The sequence below is a fragment of the Cupriavidus sp. SS-3 genome (genome assembly GCF_035818815.1).
Classification (GTDB): domain Bacteria; phylum Pseudomonadota; class Gammaproteobacteria; order Burkholderiales; family Burkholderiaceae; genus Cupriavidus; species Cupriavidus taiwanensis_C.
In genome coordinates this window covers 92,617-113,707 of sequence record NZ_JAYLVT010000012.1, presented here as the reverse complement: position 1 = coordinate 113,707, position 21,091 = coordinate 92,617, and the positions used below count along the sequence as shown (strand labels likewise).

Sequence of the window (21,091 nt, the reverse complement as noted above, 5' to 3'; positions counted from 1 at the left end):
GGTGGCAGACCCAGTCAGACGGGCTGTCATCGCCAGGACAACTGGCGTTGTAAGGCAGGACGCTGCGGCTCTGCCAAAATCGGACACAGGCCGACCCGTCTCCCCGCTACCGCCCCATCCCGGAATCGATGCGGGCATGAAAAAACCCGCCATCGCTGGCGGGTTTGCTGACTCCGGCAAAGGCACGGCCCGGCTTATTCTTCCTCTTCGAACGGCAGCGAGCGGCGCGGCGGCGGTGGCCGCTTGCCGATGGTCACCGTCAGGTCCGTCGGCTTGCCGCGCCGGATCACGGTCATCTTGATGTCCACGCCTGGCTTGAGCTGCGCAATGGCATTGAGAAGCGCCGTGGTGTCCGTGATCGACAAGCCATCCACCTTGGTCAGCACATCGCCTGGCCGCACGCCCGCCTTGTCGGCCGGACCGCCCTGGACCACGGCGGCAATCAGTGCGCCTTCCTTGGCATCGAGTCCGAACGATTCGGCAATCTCCGGCGTCATGTCCTGCGGCTCGACGCCGATCCAGCCGCGCGTCACGCTGCCGGTCGAGATAATCGACTCCATTACCTGCTTGGCCGTCGATACCGGAATGGCGAAGCCGATGCCCAGCGAGCCGCCCGAGCGCGAATAGATCGCCGTATTGATGCCCAGCAGGTTGCCCTGCGCGTCGACCAGCGCGCCGCCCGAGTTGCCGGGGTTGATCGCGGCATCGGTCTGGATGAAGTTCTCGAAGGTGTTGATACCCAGGTGGCTGCGGCCCAGCGCGGACACGATGCCCATGGTCACGGTCTGGCCCACGCCGAACGGGTTGCCGATGGCCAGCACCACATCGCCGACCTTCACGTTCTCGAGCCGGCCCAGCGTGATCGCGGGCAGATCCTTGAGCGTCACCTTCAGCACGGCCAGGTCGGTTTCCGGATCGGAGCCGACCACCTTGGCGTTGGCCTTGCGGCCATCGGTCAGCGCGATCTCGATCTCGTCGGCGCCGTCGACCACGTGGTGGTTGGTTAGAATGTAACCCTCGGCGCTGACAATGACGCCCGACCCCAGGCTGGAAACCGGCTCCTGCCGCTCCGGCAGGCGGTCGCCGAAGAAGAAGCGGAACCACGGATCCTCGGCCTGCGGGTTGGGCGAGCGCTTGTTGCCGTTCTTGCTGGTAAAGATATTGACCACCGCCGGCATGGCCAGCTGGGCGGCTTCGCTGTATGACCCTTCGGCCGCAGGACCGGACACGTTGGGCACGACCTCCTTGAGCGCCACGATGGGCGAGCCGGATTGGACCGCGACGCGCCCCCTCTGCAGCCATTCAGGCTTGAGCGTTGCCACGACGAACCAGACCGCCAGCACGACGGTGACAGCCTGGGCAAAGAACAGCCAAAAGCGCCGCAACATATTGGAGTTTTGAGCAGAAAATGAAAACAAAAGAGCTTGAATTGTACTTGAACGACCTGTTGGAAGTTTCCCGCTACAAGGACTATTGTCCCAATGGGCTGCAAGTGCAAGGTCGCTCGGAGATCACACACGTGGTGACCGGGGTGACGGCAAGCCTGGCGCTGGTCGATGCCGCGGTCGAGGCGGGCGCCGACGCCATCCTCGTGCACCACGGCTATTTCTGGAAAAACGAGGATGCGCGCGTGGTGGGGCAGAAGCATGCGCGCCTGAAGCGCCTACTCGGCGCCGATATCAATCTGTTCGCCTACCACCTGCCGCTGGATAATCACCCGGAATTCGGCAATAACGCGCAACTTGGCCTGCAGCTCGGTTTCACGCCCACCGGCCGCTTCAGTGACGACCAGCTGGGCTGGACCGGCACGCTACCCGCGCCGATGCCGCTTGCCGCGCTGGCTGCGCATGTCGGCGGCGTGCTGGGGCGGGAACCGCTGGCGATCGGCGCGCCGGAGCAGATGATCCGCACCGTTGGCTGGTGCACGGGTGGGGCGCAAGGGTATTTCGATGCCGCGGTGGCCGCCGGCGTCGACGCCTATCTGAGCGGCGAAGTCTCGGAACAGACCACGCACCTGGCGCGCGAGAGCGGCGTGGCGTATCTGGCGGCGGGCCATCACGCGACCGAGCGCTATGGCATCCGCTCGCTGGGCCAGCATGTGGCCGAACGCTTCGGCCTGCGCCATACCTTTATCGATATTCCGAATCCGGTCTGATCTGACAAAAAACAAAACGGCCCCAGCGGGGCCGTTTTATCGTTCTGGCTTCGAAATCAGCGGGCCTTCAGGCTGTCACGGATTTCACGCAGCAGCGCCACTTCCTCGGGCGGGGCAGCGGGCGGCGGCGCCGGTTCTGCCGCGCGCATCCGGTTGAAGGCGCGCACCATCAGGAAGATGATGAAGGCGAGGATGATGAAATTGACAACGATGGTCAGGAAATTGCCATAGGCAAACACCGGTACGCCGGCCTTCTTCAGGGCATCGAGCGTGAGCGGGGTCCCGGGAGGGGGATCGGCCAGAACAATGAACATGCTGGAGAAATCCAGCTTGCCCACCACACGTCCTACCAACGGCATGATCAGGTCGTTGACCACCGAATCCACGATCTTGCCGAACGCCGCGCCAATGATCACACCGACAGCCAGGTCGATGACGTTGCCGCGTACGGCGAAGGTTCTGAATTCCGAGATCATGCCCATGGGGGGTTCTCCTTCTTGTGGCGATGGGTGAACGGTTACAAGCTGGAAGCCTGCCGCATCACTCACCGGAAATCAAGCACGCAGGCGGATTTCCGGGATGCATGTCCGATAATCGCGCGAGGCCGTGGCATTTTCTGCCTATCTAGTGCGCAGGTGTCTAAGGTACACTTTATGGTTGACGCAAAATCTAAATTGACTTCCCCTGGGGTTTGGAATGAGTGACCAGCAAGACGTGAAGAGCGTGGATAAAGGTCGCCGCAATTGGTTGATCGCGACATCCGTCGCTGGCGGCGTCGGAGGCGTAGCGGTAGCGGTTCCTTTCGTCAGTACCTTTGCACCATCGGAGAAGGCCAAGGCCGCGGGTGCCCCAGTCGAGGCGGATATCGGCGCCCTGAAGCCGGGCGAGATGATGACCGTCGAGTGGCGCGGCAAACCGGTCTGGATCATGCGGCGCACGGAGGAGCAACTGGCGTCGCTGAAGAAGACGGACGGCGAAGTGGCCGATCCCAATTCCGATATCCCGTTCACCATGCAGACGCCCGAGTACTGCAAGAACGAAACCCGTTCGCGTCCGGAACACAAGGACGTACTGGTGGTAGTGGGCATCTGTTCCCATCTCGGCTGTTCCCCCTCGGGCCCCTTCGCCCCGGGTGCCAATCCTCAGCTCGGCACTGATCCCGGTTTCCTCTGCCCCTGCCACGGATCGACCTTCGATCTGGCCGGGCGCGTCTTCAAGAACAAGCCGGCTCCGCAGAATCTCGATGTTCCCCCCTACCAGTTCCTGTCCGAAAGCAAGATCGTGATCGGCAAGGACGAGAAAGGAGAAGCCTGATCATGGCGGCCGAAAAACAAGTCAAGACGACCGGCCTGCTGGGCTGGATCGACGCCCGCTTTCCCGCGACCCAGCTGTGGGAAGACCACCTGTCCCGCTACTACGCGCCGAAGAACTTCAACTTCTGGTACTTCTTCGGTTCGCTGGCGCTGCTGGTGCTGGTGATCCAGATCGTCACCGGCATCTTCCTGGTGATGAACTACAAGCCGGACGCCACGCTGAATGCCGCCGGCATTCCCGTGGCCTTCGCCAGCGTGGAATACATCATGCGCGAAGTCCCCTGGGGCTGGCTGGTGCGCTACATGCACTCGACCGGCGCCTCGGCCTTCTTTGTCGTGGTCTACCTGCATATGTTCCGCGGGCTGCTGTACGGTTCGTACCGCAAGCCGCGCGAGCTGGTCTGGATCTTCGGCTGCCTGATCTTCCTGTGCCTGATGGCCGAAGCCTTCATGGGCTACCTGCTGCCGTGGGGCCAGATGTCGTACTGGGGTGCCCAGGTGATCGTGAACCTGTTCTCGGCGATCCCCGTGATCGGCCAGGACCTGTCGCTGTTCATCCGCGGCGACTACGTGGTGAGCGATGCCACGCTGAACCGCTTCTTCTCGTTCCACGTCATCGCCGTGCCGCTGGTGCTGCTGGCCCTGGTCATTGCCCACATCATTGCGCTGCACGAAGTGGGTTCGAACAACCCGGACGGCGTCGAGATCAAGGCCAAGAAGGATGAGAATGGCGTCCCCCTGGACGGCATCCCGTTCCACCCGTACTACTCGGTGCATGACACCCTGGGCGTGGCCGGATTCCTGATCCTGTTCTCGGCCGTGATCTTCTTCTTCCCGGAAGTGGGCGGCTATTTCCTGGAACATAACAACTTCTTCCCGGCCGATCCGCTGAAGACCCCGCCGCATATCGCGCCGGTCTGGTACTTCACGCCGTACTACTCGATGCTGCGCGCCACCACGTCGAACTTCCTGCCGATCCTGTGGGTGTTCTTCGCGCTGCTGCTCGGCATGTTGTTCCTGCGCAGCAAGGATGCGCGCGTGAAGATCGGTGCCGTCGCCGTCGCGGTGATCCTGGCCGTGGGCTTCTACTTCATCGACGCCAAGTTCTGGGGCGTGCTGGTGATGGGCGGCTCGGTGGTGATCCTGTTCTTCCTGCCGTGGCTCGACTGCTCGCCGGTCAAGTCCATCCGCTATCGTCCCGCTTTCCACAAGACCATCCTGATCGTCTTCGTGGTGGTGTTCCTGGTGCTCGGCTATCTCGGCGTGCAACCGCCGTCGCCGGTTGGTGAGAAGGTGTCGCAGCTGGGTACGCTGCTGTACTTCGCCTTCTTCCTGACCATGCCGCTGTGGAGCCGTGTCGGCGAGTTCAAGCCGGTCCCGGAGCGTGTCACGTTCCACCCGCACTGAGCGAAGCGAACCCCGACAAGAGCACAAGGACACAAGATGAAAAAGCTGCTTTCGATCCTCGCGCTGGCCGGCGCCTGCATTGCCGGCGCGCCCGCCATGGCATCCGAGGGGGGCTTCCCCCTCGAGCCGGCGCCGGTGAACACCGCCGACCTGTCGTCGCTGCAGCGCGGCGCCAAGGTGTTCGTCAACTACTGCCTGAACTGCCACGGCGCATCGATGATGCGCTACAACCGGCTCAAGGACATCGGCCTGACCGACGACCAGATCCGCGAGAACCTGCTGTTCACCGCGGACAAGGTGGGCGAGACCATGAACATCGCCATGCAGCCGAAGGAAGCCAAGGCGTTCTTCGGCGCGCAGCCGCCGGACCTGTCGGTGATCGCGCGCGCCCGTGGCGACGACTGGCTCTACACCTACCTGCGCACGTTCTACCGCGACGACAGCCGCGCCACCGGCTGGAACAACCTGGTGTTCCCGAGCGTCGGCATGCCGCACGTGCTGTGGGAACTGCAGGGCCAGCGCGCCGCCAAGTTCACTGAAGTGGAAGAGCATGGCGAGAAGGTGCACAAGTTCGCCGGCTTCGAGCAACTGAGCCCGGGCAAGCTGAGCAAGGTCGAGTACGACCAGATGACCGCCGACCTCGTCAGCTTCCTCGACTGGATGGCCGAGCCTGCGCAGAACCACCGCAAGCGCCTGGGCGTCTGGGTGCTGCTGTTCCTGGGCGTGTTCACCGTGTTCGCCTGGCGCCTGAACGCGGCGTACTGGAAAGATGTGAAGTAAGTTGTGCCAGGGTCTGCTTCAGGCCCTGATCCAGACAGGCCAGGGGCGGTTGCTGCGAAAGCAGCGCCGCCCCTGGCCTTTCTAACTTGCAGCAGTTAGAAGTCCGAGAAAAAGCGCCGCATTTGCCACTTATTTGCTTTTCGCTAGCCGACTTTGGCAGAATGGCAGACCTTACTGTCCGACCCAGCTCCGGCTAAGCCCAAGGAATCCAACCATGATGGTGTTGTATTCGGGTACGACTTGCCCGTTTTCCCAACGTTGCCGCCTTGTCCTGTTCGAAAAAGGCATGGATTTTGAAATCCGCGACGTCGACCTGTTCAACAAGCCCGAAGATATTTCGGTGATGAACCCGTACGGCCAGGTGCCCATCCTGGTCGAGCGCGACCTCATCCTGTATGAGTCGAACATCATCAACGAATACATCGACGAGCGCTTCCCGCACCCGCAGCTGATGCCGGCCGACCCGGTGCAGCGCGCCCGCGCCCGCCTGTTCCTGTTCAACTTCGAAAAGGAACTGTTCACCCACGTCTACACGCTGGAGAACGAAAAGGGCAAGGCCGCGGAAAAGAACCACGAACGCGCCCGCGCCGCGATCCGCGACCGGCTGACGCAGCTGGCGCCGATCTTCGTCAAGAACAAGTACATGCTGGGCGAAGAGTTCTCGATGCTCGACGTCGCCATCGCCCCGCTGCTGTGGCGCCTGGACCACTACGGCATCGAGCTGTCGAAGAACGCCGCGCCGCTGCTGAAGTATGCTGAACGCATTTTCAGCCGTCCCGCGTACATCGAAGCGCTGACCCCGTCCGAAAAGGTGATGCGCCGCTAACCGGCACCGGCCCGACGGCAACCGCCCTCGGGCCATTGCCGGCGCCATTGGAAGCACAATGCCTGAAACCTCCACCAAGCCCTACCTGATCCGCGCCATCTACGAATGGTGCACGGACAACGGCTTCACGCCGTACATCGCCGTCTTCGTCGACGCCAACACCAACGTGCCGCGCGAGTTCGTCAAGAACAACGAGATCGTGCTGAACGTCAGCTTCGACGCCACCAGCGGCCTGGACATGGGCAACGAGTGGATCACCTTCAGCGCACGCTTCGGCGGTGTCTCGCGCAAGATCGACGTGCCCGTCGAGAACGTGCTGGCGATCTACGCCCGAGAGAACGGACAGGGCATGGCCTTCCCGGTCGAACGCAGCGTGCCGGAAACCCAGGCCGCCACCGAGCGTGAAAACAACCCGCCGCCCAAGCTCGCCCCGGTCGAAGCCGAGACCCCGGCAACCACCAGCGACACCGGCCCGGGCGACGACGACACGCCGCCCCCGGTGCCCCGCATCGGCGGCAAGAAGCCCGCACTGAAAGTGGTGAAGTAAGCCATCCCAAAGCCGACCGCAATGCAGTAGAATCGCGGTCTGCATCAATATGCCGGCTTAGCTCATCAGGTAGAGCAGTTGATTTGTAATCATCAGGTGGCGGGTTCGAGTCCTGCAGCCGGCACCAGAATTGAAAGACGGGCTACGCATTGCGTAGCCCGTTTTGCTTTGGCGGTGTCCGAGCGTTGTCACGAGGACAACAGGGCCACGGCAGCCCGGAGCTTCCCCGAAAACCGGGACGTTGCGCCATGGGTCAGTACCAGTTGTCGGGTAGCCCGCGTCATGGCGACGTACATCAGTCGCGCCTCATCTACTTCCGCCTCGTCATGCTTATGCGGCATGCCGATGGCCGGAATACACACCAGCGGAAACTCTAGTCCCTTGCTGCTATGCATGGTGATGACCTTGACGCTGTCCGCGCCGGGCTTAAATCGCTTGTTGCTGACCTGTGGAGAATCGAAAGGAATACCTTTGCGGGTCAGCGCGTCGACGACGTGGCTTTCAGTGTCGCGATGACGATAGAGCACCGCCATGTCTGACCACGGCGTGCCGGCCCGATTTTCGTCAGCCAGAATCTGTGCAATGCGTTCCGCTTCGGCCTCGACAGTTGGCAATTCGATCAACAGCGGCTTGTGCCCGCGCCGGCCAGCGCCGACCGGCTGAACCGTTGGTGCTTCGTCTTCCGCAGCCTCTGTCGGCCGCAGCAAGTCGTCCGCAAAACTGCGCGCAACGGCCAATATTTCCTGGGTATTGCGATAGTTAAGCTTAAGAACGGTGGTGCGCCCGCGCGCCTGAATGCCTACGCTGGCGAAGGTCATCCCCCGCTTCGTAGCGCCGCCGTAAATGGACTGGGCATCGTCATACAGCACCAGCAGCGAATTGCTCTCCGGATTGACCATCTGGACGACGAGCTTGAACCACTCCGGCCTGAAGTCATGGCCTTCGTCGATCAATACCGCGTCGTACTGGCCTGCCGGGATGGCCTTGCGGTCTACGCCTTGGATAACCCGATTCACCATTTCCTCAAACAGCGCATCGCTTGGGCGTCCCTTTGGCCGGTCAATGTTGTAGGTTTCGAGCTGCCGGGCGCACCAAGCGTGGAAGTTGTAGACGTGGATCTTCCCTTCGATGCCTTTTTCGGCCATGGTCGCAGCCAGATTGGCCGCCAGGGTCTTGTTGTAACAGAGCACGAGGACAGGCCGGGTGACAATTTTGGCCAAATGTTCAGCCCGGTAGCCAAGAATCATGGTCTTGCCGGAGCCGGCGACACCATGAATGACCCGGTGCCCCTCGCCGAGACTGCGCGCGAGTTGCTCCTGCTGGAGATCCATGACGCGCAGTATGTCGGGCATTTCCAGCGGCGCGGCAGCGTTTTCGGGAAACAGCGTGCGCTGTTCCGGCATGCGGATTTGCGGGAACAGGTGCCAGCGGATCCGTTCGATTTGCGGCAGAGAAAGCTTGAAGGTGAACTTGACCGGGAACATTTCCCACAAGCGCTGCTGGAAGCGCTCTGCATCGACCGTCTCGTACATTTCATCCTGGCAGATCACCAAATGCGGTGGCAGGACGTCGCCGAGGTTGGTCTTGTCGAACTGGGCTCGCGTGATGTTGGAGAGCACGGCGCCGCAGCCGTACGGGAAAAAGGGTTTGCCCTTCAGTGAACCGCTGGGCCAGACCAGAAGTGGATCGCGCTGCAGCAGGTCGGTAACATAGAACATGTACTGCCTGGCCTGCTCGAGTGGATTCGACTCTCGTACCAGGCCACGATCCGTCAGCAGCGCGACCCCGCGCTTGTCGATCTCCCGGATGGTATCCAGCCGCCAGTCCTTGACCTCCAGCACCAGTAAGCCGCGGCTCGGATGGAAGACGATGAAATCGGGATGTCTGGTCTTCTCGCCGATGGCGACGTCATACCAACACAGGTAATCGTCCTCCAGCTTGGTCTCCAGACGCTCGGCGAAGCGTCTCTCTCCACTGGTCATGCGTGAAGTGACCGAACTCAGCGCGGGAATCAGCGTGGCCATGTCTTGTTGCTCTTCTTATTGCCCGTTAGGAACTGCGCTGGCCGCCGCTTGTTGTCGCGGACCCAGTGCGACGGCGGTCAGGCAGGCTTGTTATGCGGCCATTGTATGCACAAAACCAGGGCAGTGGTCATTTCGGCAAATTTGGTGATTCGCTCTTGGCTTTGTATCGACGGACCCGCCTAGCGGGGTAGCAAGACGGCCGGCCATCGGCACCTGTTCTCCGTCGATTCACACCGTCAACCTGTCGGTTTGCGGCACCGTCATGTCAGAACGCTGAAGCCAGTGGTAACCTGCGCCCAATCGCCGCCCCAACCACCCACCCGTGCCTTTCCCCCACTACCGCCTCTGGCGCGCAGCCCCCGAGCAACGTGCCTATGAAGAAGCCCGCCACCGCGTGCGCGCGTTGCGCTTCTTCTATCTGCACGCCCTGGTCTACGTGGTGGTGAACGCGATGCTGATCGGCTTCCATCTGATGGGATCGTCGCATCGGCCCTGGGCCGGTGGTCCGCTGATGGGGTGGGGGATCGGCCTGGCAGTGCACGGGATCATGACCTGGGGACGTGTGGGCCTGCTGGGGCGGCGGTGGGAAGAGCGCAAGATTGCCGAATACATGGCGCAGGAACAGGTGCGCACGCTGTCGACGGAGAAGCAGTTGGTCGAGGCGCGCATGAAGCTGCTGCAGGCGCAGATCGAGCCGCACTTCCTGTTCAACACGCTGGCCAACGTGGTCAGCCTGATCGAGCCCGCGCCGCAGAAGGCGACGATGATGCTGGAGCATTTCATCGCCTACCTGCGCGCGTCGCTTGCCGCCAGCCGCGCGACGCAAGGCACGGTGGCGCAGGAGGCGAAGCTGCTGCGCGACTATCTGGCGCTGATCCGCATTCGCATGGGTGAGCGGCTGCATTACACGGTCGATGTCGACCCGCAACTCGAACCGATGCCGCTGGCGCCGATGTTGCTGCAGCCGGTGGTCGAGAATGCGATCAAGCATGGCCTGGAGCCGAAGATCGAAGGCGGGCGGCTGCTGGTCCGGCTGGAGCGGCGCGGCGCGCGCATGCTGGCGACGATCGAGGACGATGGCATGGGTTTTCGGCCATCGGCTGGTGCAGGCGTTGGGCTGTCGAACCTGCGCGAACGGCTGGCAGTGCTGTATGACGGCGACGCGCACGTCAGGATTGAAGAGCGCTCGCCCGGCACTGCCGTACTGATCGATCTCCCGCTGCCGACTGCATCCTGAACCGGAGACGCCCGATGACGCCAACCGCCCTGATTGCCGATGACGAAGAGCACCTGCGTGCGTACCTGCGTGGCAAGCTGCAGCGCCTGTGGCCGGAGTTGCAGATCGTTGCCGAGGCGATCAACGGCATCGAGGCCGCCGACGCCATTGCACGGTTGTCGCCGAGCGTGGCCTTCCTCGATATCAAGATGCCCGGCCTGTCCGGGCTGGAAGTGGCGCAGGGCATCGAATCCGATACGCGGCTGGTGTTCGTCACGGCCTATGACGAATTTGCGCTCGATGCGTTCGAGCGCGCGGCGGTGGACTATCTGGTCAAGCCGGTCAGCGAGGAACGGCTCGGCCGCACCATCGAGCGCTTGCGCAAGGCGTTGCAGGAGGCGGCGCCCCTGCCCGAACTGGCGCAGCTGCTGAACCAGCTGACACGCGCCCAGCCGCGCGCGGAAGGTGGCGGCCAACTGCGGTGGGTCCGGGCCAGCCGCGGCAATACCACCAGCCACGTGCCGATCCAGGAGGTGATGTACTTCCAGAGCGACGACAAGTATGTGGTGGTGCATACCCGGGATGGCGAGCACCTGATCCGCACGCCGCTGGCGGAACTGATGGCCGGCCTGGACCCGGAGGTGTTCTGGCAGATCCACCGCTCGTCCATCGTCAATATGGAATACGTGGCCGGCACGCGGCGCGACGAGTCGGGCCGGCTCTTTGTCAGGATGCGCGCCAGCGATGCCGAACTGCCGGTGTCGCGCGCCTACATGCATCGGTTCCGGCAGATGTAAGCCGGCCGGTGTCGTGGGGCGCCGGCCACAGGGCCGGCTAGTGCCGATCCATGAATTCCTGGATCTTGCGCTGTTCCCAGTCTCGGCCGCGGCGCGACAGCCGGCTCCAGACCAGCAAGCCGTGCAAGGCCAGCCCCAGGCCCCAGGCCAGCGTGGTGGTCAGCGGCCAGGGCCAGCCGGTGGTGGCGTAATGCGACCAGGGCGGCGACGGGAAGTAGAAGAAGCGGAACCACAACCACGCATTGACCACGGCGTAGACCAGCAGGTGGATATACCAGCCGCGCAGGGCGCGCACCATGCGGCGCGCGCGCCAGTAGGCCATGGCATTGGGGTCGTTCGGAGGGAAGGCGTGGTGCATCGGATACCTCGTCGTCAGGAAGGTTGGATGCGACAGGTATAGGCCACCGCCAGGCGCCGTTCCAGGCCCATGGGCTGAATCGACGGATTTCGTTCGTAATCGGGCACGCGGACTGCGTGAATGTCGGCCGCTTTGGCCCTGCCTTGCCCCGACTTCCTGTGCTTGGGTCCAGCCCTCCCCGCCTGCTGCCGGGGAATACCCGCATAGGAAAAGCTGACTCGTCGCTCATAATCATGATAATTATGATCATAAATAGGCAACCATGAGTTCCAAGCCTGCGCCACAGATAGAGGGCAGCAAACGCGTGAAGCGTTCGGACCAGGTGGTCAGCGATATCAAGCGCTGGATCGTGCAGACGCACCAGAAGGTCGGAAACAAGCTGCCGCAGGAAGCGGCCCTGATCGAACAGATGGGCGTGGCGCGCGGCACGGTGCGCGAGGCGCTTGCCTCGTTGCAAGCGCAGGGGCTGGTCAAGGTCAGTACGGGGCCGAACGGCGGCGCCACGCTGACGCAGCCGCCGTATGAGCGATGCCTGGAGGCGGTTTCCAACTTCCTGTACTTCCAGTCCGTCGACATTGTCACGCTCTATGCGCTGCGCCGCGCGGTGGAACCGGAACTGGCCGCCAACGCCGCCTTGCGCCTGACCGATGCCGACATCGACGATCTCGAAGCCCTGGTCGGATTGAGCCACCCGGAACATGGCGGCAGCGCGGACTGGAACGAGCGGCGCGAGGCCGACCTGCTGTTTCACGATCGCCTCGCCGACGCCTGCAGCAGTCCGATGCTGGCGCTATTCTGCCGCCTGCTCAATGACATCATCCGCCGTGTCATCGTGGTACGAAACGCGCAAGACGATTTCGGCGACTTCGATGAAGAGATCTTCCACAGCCACAGCGCGCTGATCGAAGCCTTCCGGTCGCGCGACCCGGAACGTGCGCGTGCCCTGATGCAAGAGCACATGGCGCATGCGGAAGCGCTGGCCCTGGAAGCCGAATCCCGGGTGGATCGCGGGAGCTTGCTGATGAGCCCGGGCGACTGATTCCCTGACGCGCCAGCGTCCCCCCCCTTTTTCTGCACACCCGACCGCCAGCGTCGCAGCCGACACGGCGGGTGGGATTCCTATTGCCTGAATCCTGGGAGCCCTGACGTGAAACCTGTTGAATCGCTTTGGCGCTGGAGCGCTGTCGACATTGCCGATGCCGTGCGGCGGCGCGAGATCTCCTGCCGCGAGGTCACGTCCAGCGTGCTGGAGCGCATCGAAGCCCTTAACCCAAGACTCAACGCGCTGCCGGAAGTGCTGGCGGAAGAGGCGCTGGCCAGTGCCGATGCCGCTGACCGAAAGGTGGCCGAGGGCGCCGAACTGGGGCCGCTCCATGGCGTGCCAGTCACGATCAAGATCAATGTCGACCAGGCCGGCCATGCCACCACCAATGGCGTGATTCCGCTGAAGCACAACGTCGCGCGCGAGGACGCACCCGTGGTGGCGAACTGGCGCAGTGCCGGGGCCATCATCGTCGGGCGCAGCAATACGGCAACCTATTCATCGCGGTGGTTTACGGAAAACGGCCTGCATGGGCGCACGCTGAACCCGTGGAATGCGGATATCACCCCGGGTGGCTCCAGCGGCGGGGCCGCGTCCGCCGTCGCCGCCGGCATGGGGGCGCTGGCGCATGGCAATGACATCGGTGGCTCGATTCGCTATCCGGCCTATGCCTGCGGCGTGCACGGCCTGCGGCCAACGGCAGGGCGGGTGCCGGCGTACAACCCGTCGGCCACCGCCGAGCGCAGCATCACGCCACAACTGATGTCCGTGCAGGGCCCGCTTGCGCGCAGCATTGCCGACCTGCGGCTCGGCTACCACGCCATGGCCCGATACGACGCGCGCGACCCTGCCTGGGTGCCGGTGCCGCTGGAATTGCCGCTCCCACAAGGGCCGATCCGCGTGGCGTTGTTCAGCCGCTGTCCGGGCATCCCCATCGATCCCGCGGTCAGCGCAGCGCTGGACCGTGCCGCGCACTGGCTGCAGCAAGCGGGCTACGCCGTCGAGGAAGCCCGCCTGCCCGACTTCCTGGAAGCGGCGGCGCTGTGGCGCACGCTTACGGTCGACGACAGCCGCCGCAACATCATCGCAGGTGTGGACCAGCATGGCGATGCAGCGATGCGGCAAAGCCAGCGCAATATGCTGGACGGGATGCAGCAAACCGATCGCGATGGCTTTCTCGATGCGCTGGCACGGCGCCAGGCGATCGCCCGAAACTGGTCGATGTTCATGCAAACGTATCCGCTGGTGTTGATGCCGGTGTCGTGGCAGCGCCCCAGCGTGCAGGACGCGGATATCCGCACGCCCGAAGAAAGCCGGGCCTTGCTCGACGCCCAGAGCCCACTGCTGGCAACGGCGATGCTGGGCATGCCGGGACTGTCCGTGCCGACAGGCATGGCCGGTGGCGTGCCCGTCGGCGTGCAGCTGATGGCATGGCGCTACCGGGAGGACCTGTTGCTGCACGCCGGCGAGATAGTGGAACACGCGGCGCGCTTTACCCCTTTCACCGACGTGCAACCCGGCATCTAGACCCAGGAGCTTGCCATGAACGATCGCAGTCGTGCTTACGCCCCACAGCTTTCCCGCCGCGCCATGCTGGCGGCCACCGCTGCAGCACTTTGCACCGGTGGCTTGCTTTCCAGGGCCGCATGGGGGCAGACCGTATCGCGCATCATCGTGCCGTTTCCGCCGGGCGGGCCGGCCGACTACATGGGCCGCCTGCTGTCCGAGAAGCTGAGAGACGCCATGGGCCGTACTGTCATCGTTGAAAACCGCCCCGGTGCCGGCACGCGCGTGGCGGCGGAATTCCTGAAGAACGCGCCCGCCGACGGCAACACCGTTCTGCTCGCACCGGTCGATCCGATGTTCATCGGGCCGCTGATCTACAGCAATATGCGTTTCAACCCCGCCACCGATTTCACGGCGATCACCGATGTGACCGGCGTCCAGTTCGGCATAGCGGTCAGCGCCAGCTCTTCGATCAGGACGCTGGCGGACTTCGTCAAGGCCGCCCGGGCCAGACCGGCCGAGTATGCGATCGGCATCAGCACGGTCGGCACCCTGCTGCACTTCCTTGCCGTCGAGTTTGTCAGCCAGTCCCGCACCGGCAGCACGCTGGTGCCATATCGCGGTGGCGCGGCGATGGCGACGGAAATGATGGGCAACCAGATCGCGGCAGGCATGGACGCCATCACCACCTTTACCGAACTGCATCGCGGCGGCAAGCTGCGCGTGCTAGCCGTGGCAGGCGAAAAGCGTGCCGATGCCTTGCCCGATGTGCCGACCTTTGCGGAATCCGGCTTTCCCAACCTCGTGACCTCGTCGCGCTACCTGCTCTATGTCCGCGCCGGCACGCCGCCCGAGGTGGCGACGCAGTGGTATCAGGCCGTGCGCAAGGTCCTAGCAATGCCGGACGTGCGCGACAAGCTGGCGCGCGCCGGCTATGACATCCTGCCCGGCGGCACCACCGAAGAAGTCGCCAGGTATGCCGGCGCACTGTCCGCACGCTGGACGCCGGTGATCAAGGCGTCTGGCTTCAAGGGGGATTGATCGGCGCGCACGGCATGTGGCAGGCAGCAGGCGCAGCCGCAGCCGCTCAGGCAGCCGCTCAGGCAGCCGGGCTGGCTGCCCGGTCTTGCCCTGACAGCGCACGCCGGACCGCTTGCCCCCGCGGCAGCGGTGCCACGGCGCCGTAGCCCGTGGTGGCCAGCGCCGCCGCCACGCCGGCCCATCGCGCGGCGGACACAGGGTCATCGCCGGCCACCAGACGCGCGAGATAAGTCCCGTCGAAGCAATCGCCTGCACCGGTGGCATCGACCGCGTCGACGCGGTACGGCGCCACGACGGTCAGCTGCACGCCGTCGGATACCAGGCAGCCCTGTTTGCCCAGCTTTAGCACCACCTGCCGTGCGCCCATCCGGTGGCACCACGCCACGATGCCGGCGGGATCGTCGATGCCTGCAAGCAGACGCACGTCGTCAAGGCTTGGCAGGAACAGGTCGCACAGGGGAAGAGTGGCGACGATCACTTCCCGGGCGCGCTCCAGGGTCCAGAGCGCCAGCCGCAGGTTGGGGTCGTAGGACACCTTGGTGCCAGCCTGGCGCGCAATGCGGACGGCCTCGCGCACGGTACGCGCGGCGGAGTTGCTGATGGCCTGGCTGATTCCCGAGACATGGAACCACGTGGCCCTTTCAATCATTGCGACCGGCAGGTCCGAGGGCTGCAGCCGGCTCGCGGCGGAACCCGCGCGCCGATAGGTGAAGGCGTGGCCTTCAGGCCCGTGATGGACGAAGTAGAGGCCGGTAGGTGCCGAAGCGTCGATGACGACGGCGCTGGTGTCGACGCGCTCGGTGCGCAACAGGTACAGGCACATGCGGCCGAATTCATCGTCGCCCAGCCTGGTCAGGTAGGCGCACCGCGCCCCCTGGCGTGCCGCGGCGATGATGGCGTTGGAGGTATCGCCGCCAAAGCCCTGCACATAGGTGCGCGAATCGCGCGGGCCGGCGTGATTGAACTCCACCATGGGCTCGCCGAGCGCGACGATGTCGAAGGTCGCCCGCATCTCAGGCGTCCTCGCCCAGGTCGAGCAGCACCTTGCAGCAGGCACGCGGGTGGCTTTCGGCGAGGTCGAAGGCGCCGGCCACGTCGCGGAAGTTGATCTGGTGTGTGACGATCCGGCCCGGATCTACCAACCCCCGCGTGATCCAGTCGATCACCGTGGGAAACATCGCGCAGTTCAGGCGCGAGGCGTACAAGGTCAGTTCCTTGCTGGTCAGCGCCTGCTGCGGCACGGCCGACGGCGTGGCGGAAAACCCAAGCACGCCGATGCGGCCCGCCGGCGCGACCAGGGCCACGGCTTCCTCGAGGATGGCGGGATGGCAGACCGCGTCGTAGATCAGTGTCGGCCCCCCCGCCACGCCGCGCAGTTCGAGGGCGCGGGCAAGCGGCTCGCGCGCGGTGTTAATGATTTCGTCCTCTTCCGCGCCGCAGCCGCGCGCCAGGGCCAGCCGTTCATCGACATGGTCGGTGATGAAGGTGCGGACGCCATATACGCGCTTCAACACCTGCAGCAGGTTAAGGCCGACCGGCCCGGCACCGTAGATCAGCGCTACGTCGGAGGGCAGCACGCCGGTGCGGTGGGTGGCGTTGGCCGCCACGGCAAACGGCTCGATCACCGCGGCACTGGCGGTGGGCATGCTGTCGGGTACCGTGTAGGCGTTACGTGCCGGCACGCATGCGAACTGGCTGAAGCCGCCATCGCGGTGCACGCCGATCACCTGGAGCCGCTGGCAGACATTGTGCCGACCGATGCGGCAGGCATGGCACTGGCCGCAACTGACCACCGGATCCACCACCACCCGCTCGCCGATGCGGTTGTTGCCGACGCCAGCGCCGACCGCATCGATATGACCGACGAACTCATGACCGATCACGCGCGGATACGTCGCGAACGGATTCTTGCCATGGAAGATGTGCAGGTCCGAACCGCAGATGCCGGCGAGGCGGACGCGCACGCGCACCTCGCCTTCGGCAGGGCATGGGTTGGGCCGCTCGCGCACGGCCATGCGATGCGGTTGCTCGACGACGATGCTCAACATGCTTGCTCCTTGTTCCGGTCAACTGATGCGGCGGCTACCAGTTCCACATCGCACCGTCGCGCAGCCGCGCCACCGGCAGGTAGGCGCGCTCGTACGGATAGCGGGCCGCCAGCGCCTCGTCGATATCGACGCCAAGGCCGGGCACGTCGTCCATCACCAGGTAGCCGTCCTCCAGCCGGTAGTTGTGCGGAAACACCTCGTCGATCAGCGCGCCGTGCGGCATCAGTTCCTGGATGCCGAAGTTCGGCGCCCACAGCCCGAAGTTGACCGCCGCCGCCAGGCATACCGGTGACAAGTCGGTGGCGCCGTGGAAGCCGGTGCGCACCTGGTGGATTGCGGCGAAGTCCGCGATGCGGCGCACATGCGTGATGCCGCCGGCGTGGACGATGGTGGTGCGGATGTAGTCGATCAGCTGATGGCCGATCAGCTCCTTGCAGTCCCACAGGGAATTGAAGATCTCGCCGGCCGCCAGCGGCGTGGTGGTGTGCTGGCGGATCAGCCGGAATGCCTCCTGGTTTTCCGCTGGCGTTGGATCTTCCAGCCAGAACAGGCTGAAAGGCTCCAGCGCCTTGCCGAGGCTGGCCGCTTCGATCGGCGTCAGACGGTGGTGCGCATCGTGCAGCAGATGCGGGCCGAAGCCGACGGCCTCGCGCACCTTGCGAAACAGTTCAGGCGTGTGGCGCAGGTACAGCGAGGTGTCCCAGGGTTCCTCCGGCGGCAGGCCCTTCTGCGCCGGTTCATAGTGGCCGGGTTGGGTGCCGACGCCATACACCTTGGACAAGCCCGGCACGCCCGACTGCACGCGAATCGCCTTGTAGCCCTGTTCGATATGGCGGTGCACCGCGTCGATAGCCTCGGCGTGGTCGCGCCCGGTGGCGTGGCCGTACACCATCAAGCCATGGCGGCTGCGCCCGCCCAGCAACTGGTACACCGGCATGCCGGCCACCTTGCCCAGGATGTCCCACAGCGCCATGTCGATGGCCGCGATGGCGGTCATCGTGACCGGACCGCGCCGCCAGTAAGCGCCGCGGTAGAGGTACTGCCAGATGTCCTCGATCCTGCGCGGATCGCGGCCGATCAGGCACGGAATCACATGCTCGTCCAGGTACGCCCGTACGGCCAGCTCGCGGCCGTTGAGCGTGGCGTCGCCCAGTCCGTACACGCCTGCATCGGTGACCACCTTGACCGTCACGAAGTTGCGCCCCGGGCAGGTGACGATGGTCTTTATCTGTTCGATTTTCAAAGGGTGTCTCCGGCCGGGTCGTCGTTGTCTTAGCCCGATGGCGCCGCCTGTTTGCGGAACGCCAGCATCGGTGTGGATGCGGCCAGAGTACTTCGGGCCGAATGCGGCGGAGTACGGCCGATTCCGCAATCAAATGCAGCCTTTGCCGTAGTGAATCGCGAAAGCACCGCACGTTGGACACCACGGCTGCGTGCAAACTTCCTCGCATCGAAGACAACGCCGGATGCACGCACGATGCTGCTGACAACTGACTTGCCGAGGTACCGCCGATGAGGCTCACGCAACGCAACTGTTGCCGCGCCAACCCTGAAGTGCAACAGCCCGGCTACGATCGCAGCGGCTTGTCGCGCGGCGTGCTGCATGTGGGCCTCGGTGCGTTCCATCGCGCGCACCAGGCGCTGTACACCGAGGCCGCGATCCGCGCCGGGGACCGCCGCTGGGGCATTGTCGGCGTCAGCCTGCGCGAGCCCCGCACACCGCGCACGCTGGCGGCACAGGACTTCCTGTATTCGGTGACCGAGTGCGAAGGCGCGGCGGTCACGACGCGCATCGTCGGCGCCGTGGTGCAGGCGTGGTATGCCCCGCATGCGCTGGAGGAGGTGCTCGGCGCGCTGGCTGATCCCGGCATCGCCGTGGTGACCTGCACCGTGACAGAAAAGGGCTACTGCCAGCATCCGTCCAGCGCCGACCTGGACACGCAACACCCCGATATTCGACACGACCTGGCGCATCCCAACGCGCCCAGAAGCACGCTCGGCGTACTGGCTGCCGGACTGCGCCGTCGGCCCGCCGGGGCGCCGCTGAGCATCGTCTGCTGCGACAACATGCCAACCAACGGCGACACGCTGCGCAAGCTGCTGGCGCAGTACGCAGCGCTGACGCAGCCCGCGCTGGCCCGCCGCGTGCGCGACGACGTGGCGTTCCCCAACACCATGGTGGACCGCATCGTGCCCGCCGCCACGCCGGCATCTCGCCGCGACGCGCAGCGCCGCCTGGGTTTGCGCGACGAGGCCGCGATCGTCTGCGAAGCCTTCACGCAGTGGGTGATCGAGGATAGCTTTGCCGGGCCCAGGCCGGCATGGGAGGCGGGCGGCGCGCTGATGACCGGCGATGTCCGGCCGTTCCAGGCGATGAAGCTGCAGCTGCTCAACGGCACGCATTCCGCCATCGCCTATGCCGGGCAACTGCGCGGGTTGCCGACCGTTGCCGAGGCCGTGGACGATCCGCTGGTCGGCGCCTTCGCCCGCGGTGTGATGGCTGATCTGCGCGCCACCGTACAAGCGCCGCCGGGGTATGACGTCGCCGCTTACAGCGAGGCCTTGCTGCAGCGCTTGCGCAATGCCGCGCTCGACCATCGCACCGCGCAGATTGCGGCCGACGGCACGCAGAAGGTGCCGATGCGCTGGCTGCCCGCCTTGCGCGCCAGCGCCGGGACCGAGCGGCCGTGGCTGGAACGCGCGCTCTCCGCCTGGCTGCATTGCCTGCGCAGTGGACGCAGCGATAGCGGCCAGGCGCTTGCGTTCGACGACCCGGGTGCGCCTGCGCTGGCAGCGTGCCTGCGGGGCGCGCACAGCGATGCCGACGCCGTTGGCAGGGCGCTCGCGCACACGCCAGTATTTGGCAGCGAGCCGTGGCCGGCGCCGCTTGCGGACCGCCTGGCATCGCATCTGTCGGTTCTGCGCCTTGGCGGCGCCGCCGCACTGCTGTCGTCCTGAACCATCCCCACCCGACAACAAGGAGACCACCGCACCATGGCTGTTCCGCTAACCCGCCGCCGCTTTGGCGCGCTTGCCGCCGGCACGCTGGCAATGACACTGCCGGCCGCACATGTACTGGCGCAGGCCGCCCCCATCCGCCTCAAGTACGGTACCGCCTTTCCCGCCGACCATCCGGGCACGCTGCGGATCCAGCAGGCGGCGGTGGCGATCCGCCAGGACACCGGCGGCAAGGTCGACCTGCAGGTCTATCCCAACAGCCAGCTGGGCAGCGAGCCCGACATGATCGCGCAGGTGCGAACCGGTGCAATGGATTTCATGTCGACGGCCGGCACCAACCTGCAGACCCTGGTGCCGACCGCCGGCATCAACGGCGTGGCCTTTGCCTTCAAGGACTACGCCACGGTCTGGGCCGCGATGGACGGCGACGTCGGCGCCTATGTGCGTGCTGCCCTGGGCAAGGTGAATCTGCACGTCTTCGACAAATGCCTGGACAACGGTTATCGCAACATCACCTCGGCAAGCCGGCCGATCAACTCGCCGGCGGACCTGAAGGGCTTCAAGGTGCGCGTGCCGGGCATCCCGCTGTGGATTTCGATGTTCAAGGCACTCGGCGCGTCGCCCACGGCCATCCCGTTCGGCGAGCTCTATTCGGCGCTGCAGACCCGTGTCGTCGACGGACAGGAGAATCCGCTGGCGCTGATCCGCAGCGCCAAGCTCTATGAAGTGCAGAAGTTCTGCGCGCTCACCGGACACACCTGGGATGGTCACTTCATCTTCGGCAACGCGAAGAAATTTCGGGCGCTGCCGGCGGAAGTGCAGACCGCCATCACGACACACTTCACCGCGGCGGCGCTGAAGCAGCGCGAGGACATCGCGCGGCTGAATACCGATGCGCAAGCCGAGCTGAGCCGCCTCGGCATCGTCTTCAACCAGCCCGATCCCGCGCCGTTCCGTGCCTTGCTGCAAGGCGCCGGCTTCTATGCCGAATGGAAGAAGAAGTACGGCGACGAAGCGTGGTCCCGGCTGGAGAAATACGCGGGCCGTCTCGCATGACGGCTGGCACTAACGAT

The 21,091-nt window shown here is 64.8% G+C and carries 20 protein-coding genes and 1 tRNA gene; 14 read left to right on the top strand and 7 right to left on the bottom strand.

The genetic code is table 11. The features are described 5' to 3' along the window. Window positions 1-194 precede the first annotated feature (194 nt). On the bottom strand, window positions 195-1,388 hold the full coding sequence (locus U9J39_RS19265; RefSeq protein ID WP_018004945.1) for a Do family serine endopeptidase: 1,194 nt from the start codon (window positions 1,386-1,388) through the stop codon (window positions 195-197). Between the two features lie 20 nt (window positions 1,389-1,408). Here U9J39_RS19265 and U9J39_RS19260 point away from each other — a divergent pair, with 20 nt between their 5' ends. After that, window positions 1,409-2,155 carry a Nif3-like dinuclear metal center hexameric protein gene (locus U9J39_RS19260; RefSeq protein ID WP_115681294.1) on the top strand — a complete coding sequence of 249 codons (747 nt, stop codon included), beginning with the start codon at window positions 1,409-1,411 and terminating at the stop codon, window positions 2,153-2,155. A 56-nt stretch (window positions 2,156-2,211) separates the two neighbouring features. Here the strand turns inward: U9J39_RS19260 and mscL are convergent, their stop codons facing one another. Next, entirely contained in the window at window positions 2,212-2,637 is a 426-nt protein-coding gene (gene mscL, locus U9J39_RS19255; RefSeq protein ID WP_111521354.1) for a large conductance mechanosensitive channel protein MscL, read from the bottom strand. Window positions 2,638-2,851: 214 nt separating this feature from the next. Here mscL and petA point away from each other — a divergent pair, with 214 nt between their 5' ends. From petA to U9J39_RS19225, 6 genes are all read left to right on the top strand, one after another. After that, window positions 2,852-3,469: a ubiquinol-cytochrome c reductase iron-sulfur subunit gene (petA, locus tag U9J39_RS19250; RefSeq protein ID WP_018004948.1), complete on the top strand. Its 618-nt coding sequence runs from the start codon at window positions 2,852-2,854 to the stop codon at window positions 3,467-3,469. Window positions 3,470-3,471: 2 nt separating this feature from the next. After that, window positions 3,472-4,875: a cytochrome b gene (locus U9J39_RS19245; RefSeq protein WP_115711082.1), complete on the top strand. Its 1,404-nt coding sequence runs from the start codon at window positions 3,472-3,474 to the stop codon at window positions 4,873-4,875. A 36-nt stretch (window positions 4,876-4,911) separates the two neighbouring features. Further along, complete coding sequence (locus U9J39_RS19240; protein WP_012354072.1) at window positions 4,912-5,655, top strand: cytochrome c1; 744 nt, start codon at window positions 4,912-4,914, stop codon at window positions 5,653-5,655. Window positions 5,656-5,869: 214 nt separating this feature from the next. Continuing rightward, window positions 5,870-6,481, top strand: coding sequence for a glutathione S-transferase N-terminal domain-containing protein (locus U9J39_RS19235; RefSeq protein ID WP_010812311.1), 612 nt, complete (start codon window positions 5,870-5,872; stop codon window positions 6,479-6,481). A gap of 58 nt (window positions 6,482-6,539) precedes the next feature. Beyond that, window positions 6,540-7,028 (top strand): ClpXP protease specificity-enhancing factor, encoded by a 489-nt coding sequence (locus U9J39_RS19230; RefSeq protein ID WP_111521356.1) that lies wholly within the window; start codon window positions 6,540-6,542, stop codon window positions 7,026-7,028. A 51-nt stretch (window positions 7,029-7,079) separates the two neighbouring features. Continuing rightward, window positions 7,080-7,155: transfer RNA gene (locus U9J39_RS19225), tRNA-Thr, on the top strand. A 61-nt stretch (window positions 7,156-7,216) separates the two neighbouring features. Here the strand turns inward: U9J39_RS19225 and U9J39_RS19220 are convergent. Further along, window positions 7,217-9,052 (bottom strand): DEAD/DEAH box helicase, encoded by a 1,836-nt coding sequence (locus tag U9J39_RS19220; protein ID WP_326347794.1) that lies wholly within the window; start codon window positions 9,050-9,052, stop codon window positions 7,217-7,219. Between the two features lie 322 nt (window positions 9,053-9,374). Between U9J39_RS19220 and U9J39_RS19215 the strand changes: the two genes are divergently transcribed. Then, complete coding sequence (locus tag U9J39_RS19215) at window positions 9,375-10,289, top strand: sensor histidine kinase (RefSeq protein ID WP_115711079.1); 915 nt, start codon at window positions 9,375-9,377, stop codon at window positions 10,287-10,289. Between the two features lie 14 nt (window positions 10,290-10,303). Beyond that, window positions 10,304-11,065 carry a LytR/AlgR family response regulator transcription factor gene (locus tag U9J39_RS19210; protein ID WP_115711077.1) on the top strand — a complete coding sequence of 254 codons (762 nt, stop codon included), beginning with the start codon at window positions 10,304-10,306 and terminating at the stop codon, window positions 11,063-11,065. Between the two features lie 37 nt (window positions 11,066-11,102). Here U9J39_RS19210 and U9J39_RS19205 read toward each other — a convergent pair whose 3' ends face one another. Further along, complete coding sequence (locus tag U9J39_RS19205; protein ID WP_111521372.1) at window positions 11,103-11,423, bottom strand: 2TM domain-containing protein; 321 nt, start codon at window positions 11,421-11,423, stop codon at window positions 11,103-11,105. Window positions 11,424-11,727: 304 nt separating this feature from the next. Between U9J39_RS19205 and U9J39_RS19200 the strand changes: the two genes are divergently transcribed. The 3 genes from U9J39_RS19200 (at window position 11,728) to U9J39_RS19190 (ending at window position 15,012) form a co-directional block, all read left to right on the top strand. After that, window positions 11,728-12,462: a FadR/GntR family transcriptional regulator gene (locus tag U9J39_RS19200; protein WP_240987694.1), complete on the top strand. Its 735-nt coding sequence runs from the start codon at window positions 11,728-11,730 to the stop codon at window positions 12,460-12,462. A gap of 108 nt (window positions 12,463-12,570) precedes the next feature. Then, on the top strand, window positions 12,571-13,992 hold the full coding sequence (locus U9J39_RS19195; RefSeq protein ID WP_326347792.1) for an amidase family protein: 1,422 nt from the start codon (window positions 12,571-12,573) through the stop codon (window positions 13,990-13,992). Between the two features lie 15 nt (window positions 13,993-14,007). Beyond that, a complete protein-coding gene (locus U9J39_RS19190) occupies window positions 14,008-15,012 on the top strand; it encodes a Bug family tripartite tricarboxylate transporter substrate binding protein (protein ID WP_116313177.1) in 1,005 nt (334 codons plus the stop codon). A gap of 58 nt (window positions 15,013-15,070) precedes the next feature. Here the strand turns inward: U9J39_RS19190 and U9J39_RS19185 are convergent, their stop codons facing one another. The 3 genes from U9J39_RS19185 to manD are packed head-to-tail and all read right to left on the bottom strand — an operon-like array spanning window position 15,071 to window position 18,303. Then, the gene (locus tag U9J39_RS19185) at window positions 15,071-16,024 is read right to left on the bottom strand and encodes a sugar kinase (protein WP_116313176.1); all 954 of its coding nucleotides are present in this window, start codon (window positions 16,022-16,024) and stop codon (window positions 15,071-15,073) included. Window position 16,025: 1 nt separating this feature from the next. Next, complete coding sequence (locus U9J39_RS19180) at window positions 16,026-17,060, bottom strand: Zn-dependent oxidoreductase (RefSeq protein ID WP_115711067.1); 1,035 nt, start codon at window positions 17,058-17,060, stop codon at window positions 16,026-16,028. A 34-nt stretch (window positions 17,061-17,094) separates the two neighbouring features. Next, window positions 17,095-18,303, bottom strand: coding sequence for a D-mannonate dehydratase ManD (gene manD / locus U9J39_RS19175; protein WP_326347791.1), 1,209 nt, complete (start codon window positions 18,301-18,303; stop codon window positions 17,095-17,097). Window positions 18,304-18,572: 269 nt separating this feature from the next. Between manD and U9J39_RS19170 the strand changes: the two genes are divergently transcribed. Together U9J39_RS19170 and U9J39_RS19165 are read left to right on the top strand one after the other, a co-directional pair. Further along, entirely contained in the window at window positions 18,573-20,018 is a 1,446-nt protein-coding gene (locus U9J39_RS19170) for a mannitol dehydrogenase family protein (protein WP_326347788.1), read from the top strand. 36 nt (window positions 20,019-20,054) lie between these two features. Continuing rightward, entirely contained in the window at window positions 20,055-21,074 is a 1,020-nt protein-coding gene (locus U9J39_RS19165; RefSeq protein ID WP_326347787.1) for a TRAP transporter substrate-binding protein, read from the top strand. Window positions 21,075-21,091: the final 17 nt, after the last annotated feature.

Bases quoted from the DNA above. Each gene is read 5' to 3' on its own strand.
- U9J39_RS19265 (WP_018004945.1), bottom strand. From the start codon at position 1,388: ATGTTGCGGCGCTTTTGGCTGTTCTTTGCCCAGGCTGTCACCGTCGTG.
- U9J39_RS19260 (WP_115681294.1), top strand. From the start codon at position 1,409: ATGAAAACAAAAGAGCTTGAATTGTACTTGAACGACCTGTTGGAAGTT.
- mscL (WP_111521354.1), bottom strand. From the start codon at position 2,637: ATGGGCATGATCTCGGAATTCAGAACCTTCGCCGTACGCGGCAACGTC.
- petA (WP_018004948.1), top strand. From the start codon at position 2,852: ATGAGTGACCAGCAAGACGTGAAGAGCGTGGATAAAGGTCGCCGCAAT.
- U9J39_RS19245 (WP_115711082.1), top strand. From the start codon at position 3,472: ATGGCGGCCGAAAAACAAGTCAAGACGACCGGCCTGCTGGGCTGGATC.
- U9J39_RS19240 (WP_012354072.1), top strand. From the start codon at position 4,912: ATGAAAAAGCTGCTTTCGATCCTCGCGCTGGCCGGCGCCTGCATTGCC.
- U9J39_RS19235 (WP_010812311.1), top strand. From the start codon at position 5,870: ATGATGGTGTTGTATTCGGGTACGACTTGCCCGTTTTCCCAACGTTGC.
- U9J39_RS19230 (WP_111521356.1), top strand. From the start codon at position 6,540: ATGCCTGAAACCTCCACCAAGCCCTACCTGATCCGCGCCATCTACGAA.
- U9J39_RS19220 (WP_326347794.1), bottom strand. From the start codon at position 9,052: ATGGCCACGCTGATTCCCGCGCTGAGTTCGGTCACTTCACGCATGACC.
- U9J39_RS19210 (WP_115711077.1), top strand. From the start codon at position 10,304: ATGACGCCAACCGCCCTGATTGCCGATGACGAAGAGCACCTGCGTGCG.
- U9J39_RS19205 (WP_111521372.1), bottom strand. From the start codon at position 11,423: ATGCACCACGCCTTCCCTCCGAACGACCCCAATGCCATGGCCTACTGG.
- U9J39_RS19190 (WP_116313177.1), top strand. From the start codon at position 14,008: ATGAACGATCGCAGTCGTGCTTACGCCCCACAGCTTTCCCGCCGCGCC.
- U9J39_RS19185 (WP_116313176.1), bottom strand. From the start codon at position 16,024: ATGCGGGCGACCTTCGACATCGTCGCGCTCGGCGAGCCCATGGTGGAG.
- U9J39_RS19180 (WP_115711067.1), bottom strand. From the start codon at position 17,060: ATGTTGAGCATCGTCGTCGAGCAACCGCATCGCATGGCCGTGCGCGAG.
- U9J39_RS19170 (WP_326347788.1), top strand. From the start codon at position 18,573: ATGAGGCTCACGCAACGCAACTGTTGCCGCGCCAACCCTGAAGTGCAA.
- U9J39_RS19165 (WP_326347787.1), top strand. From the start codon at position 20,055: ATGGCTGTTCCGCTAACCCGCCGCCGCTTTGGCGCGCTTGCCGCCGGC.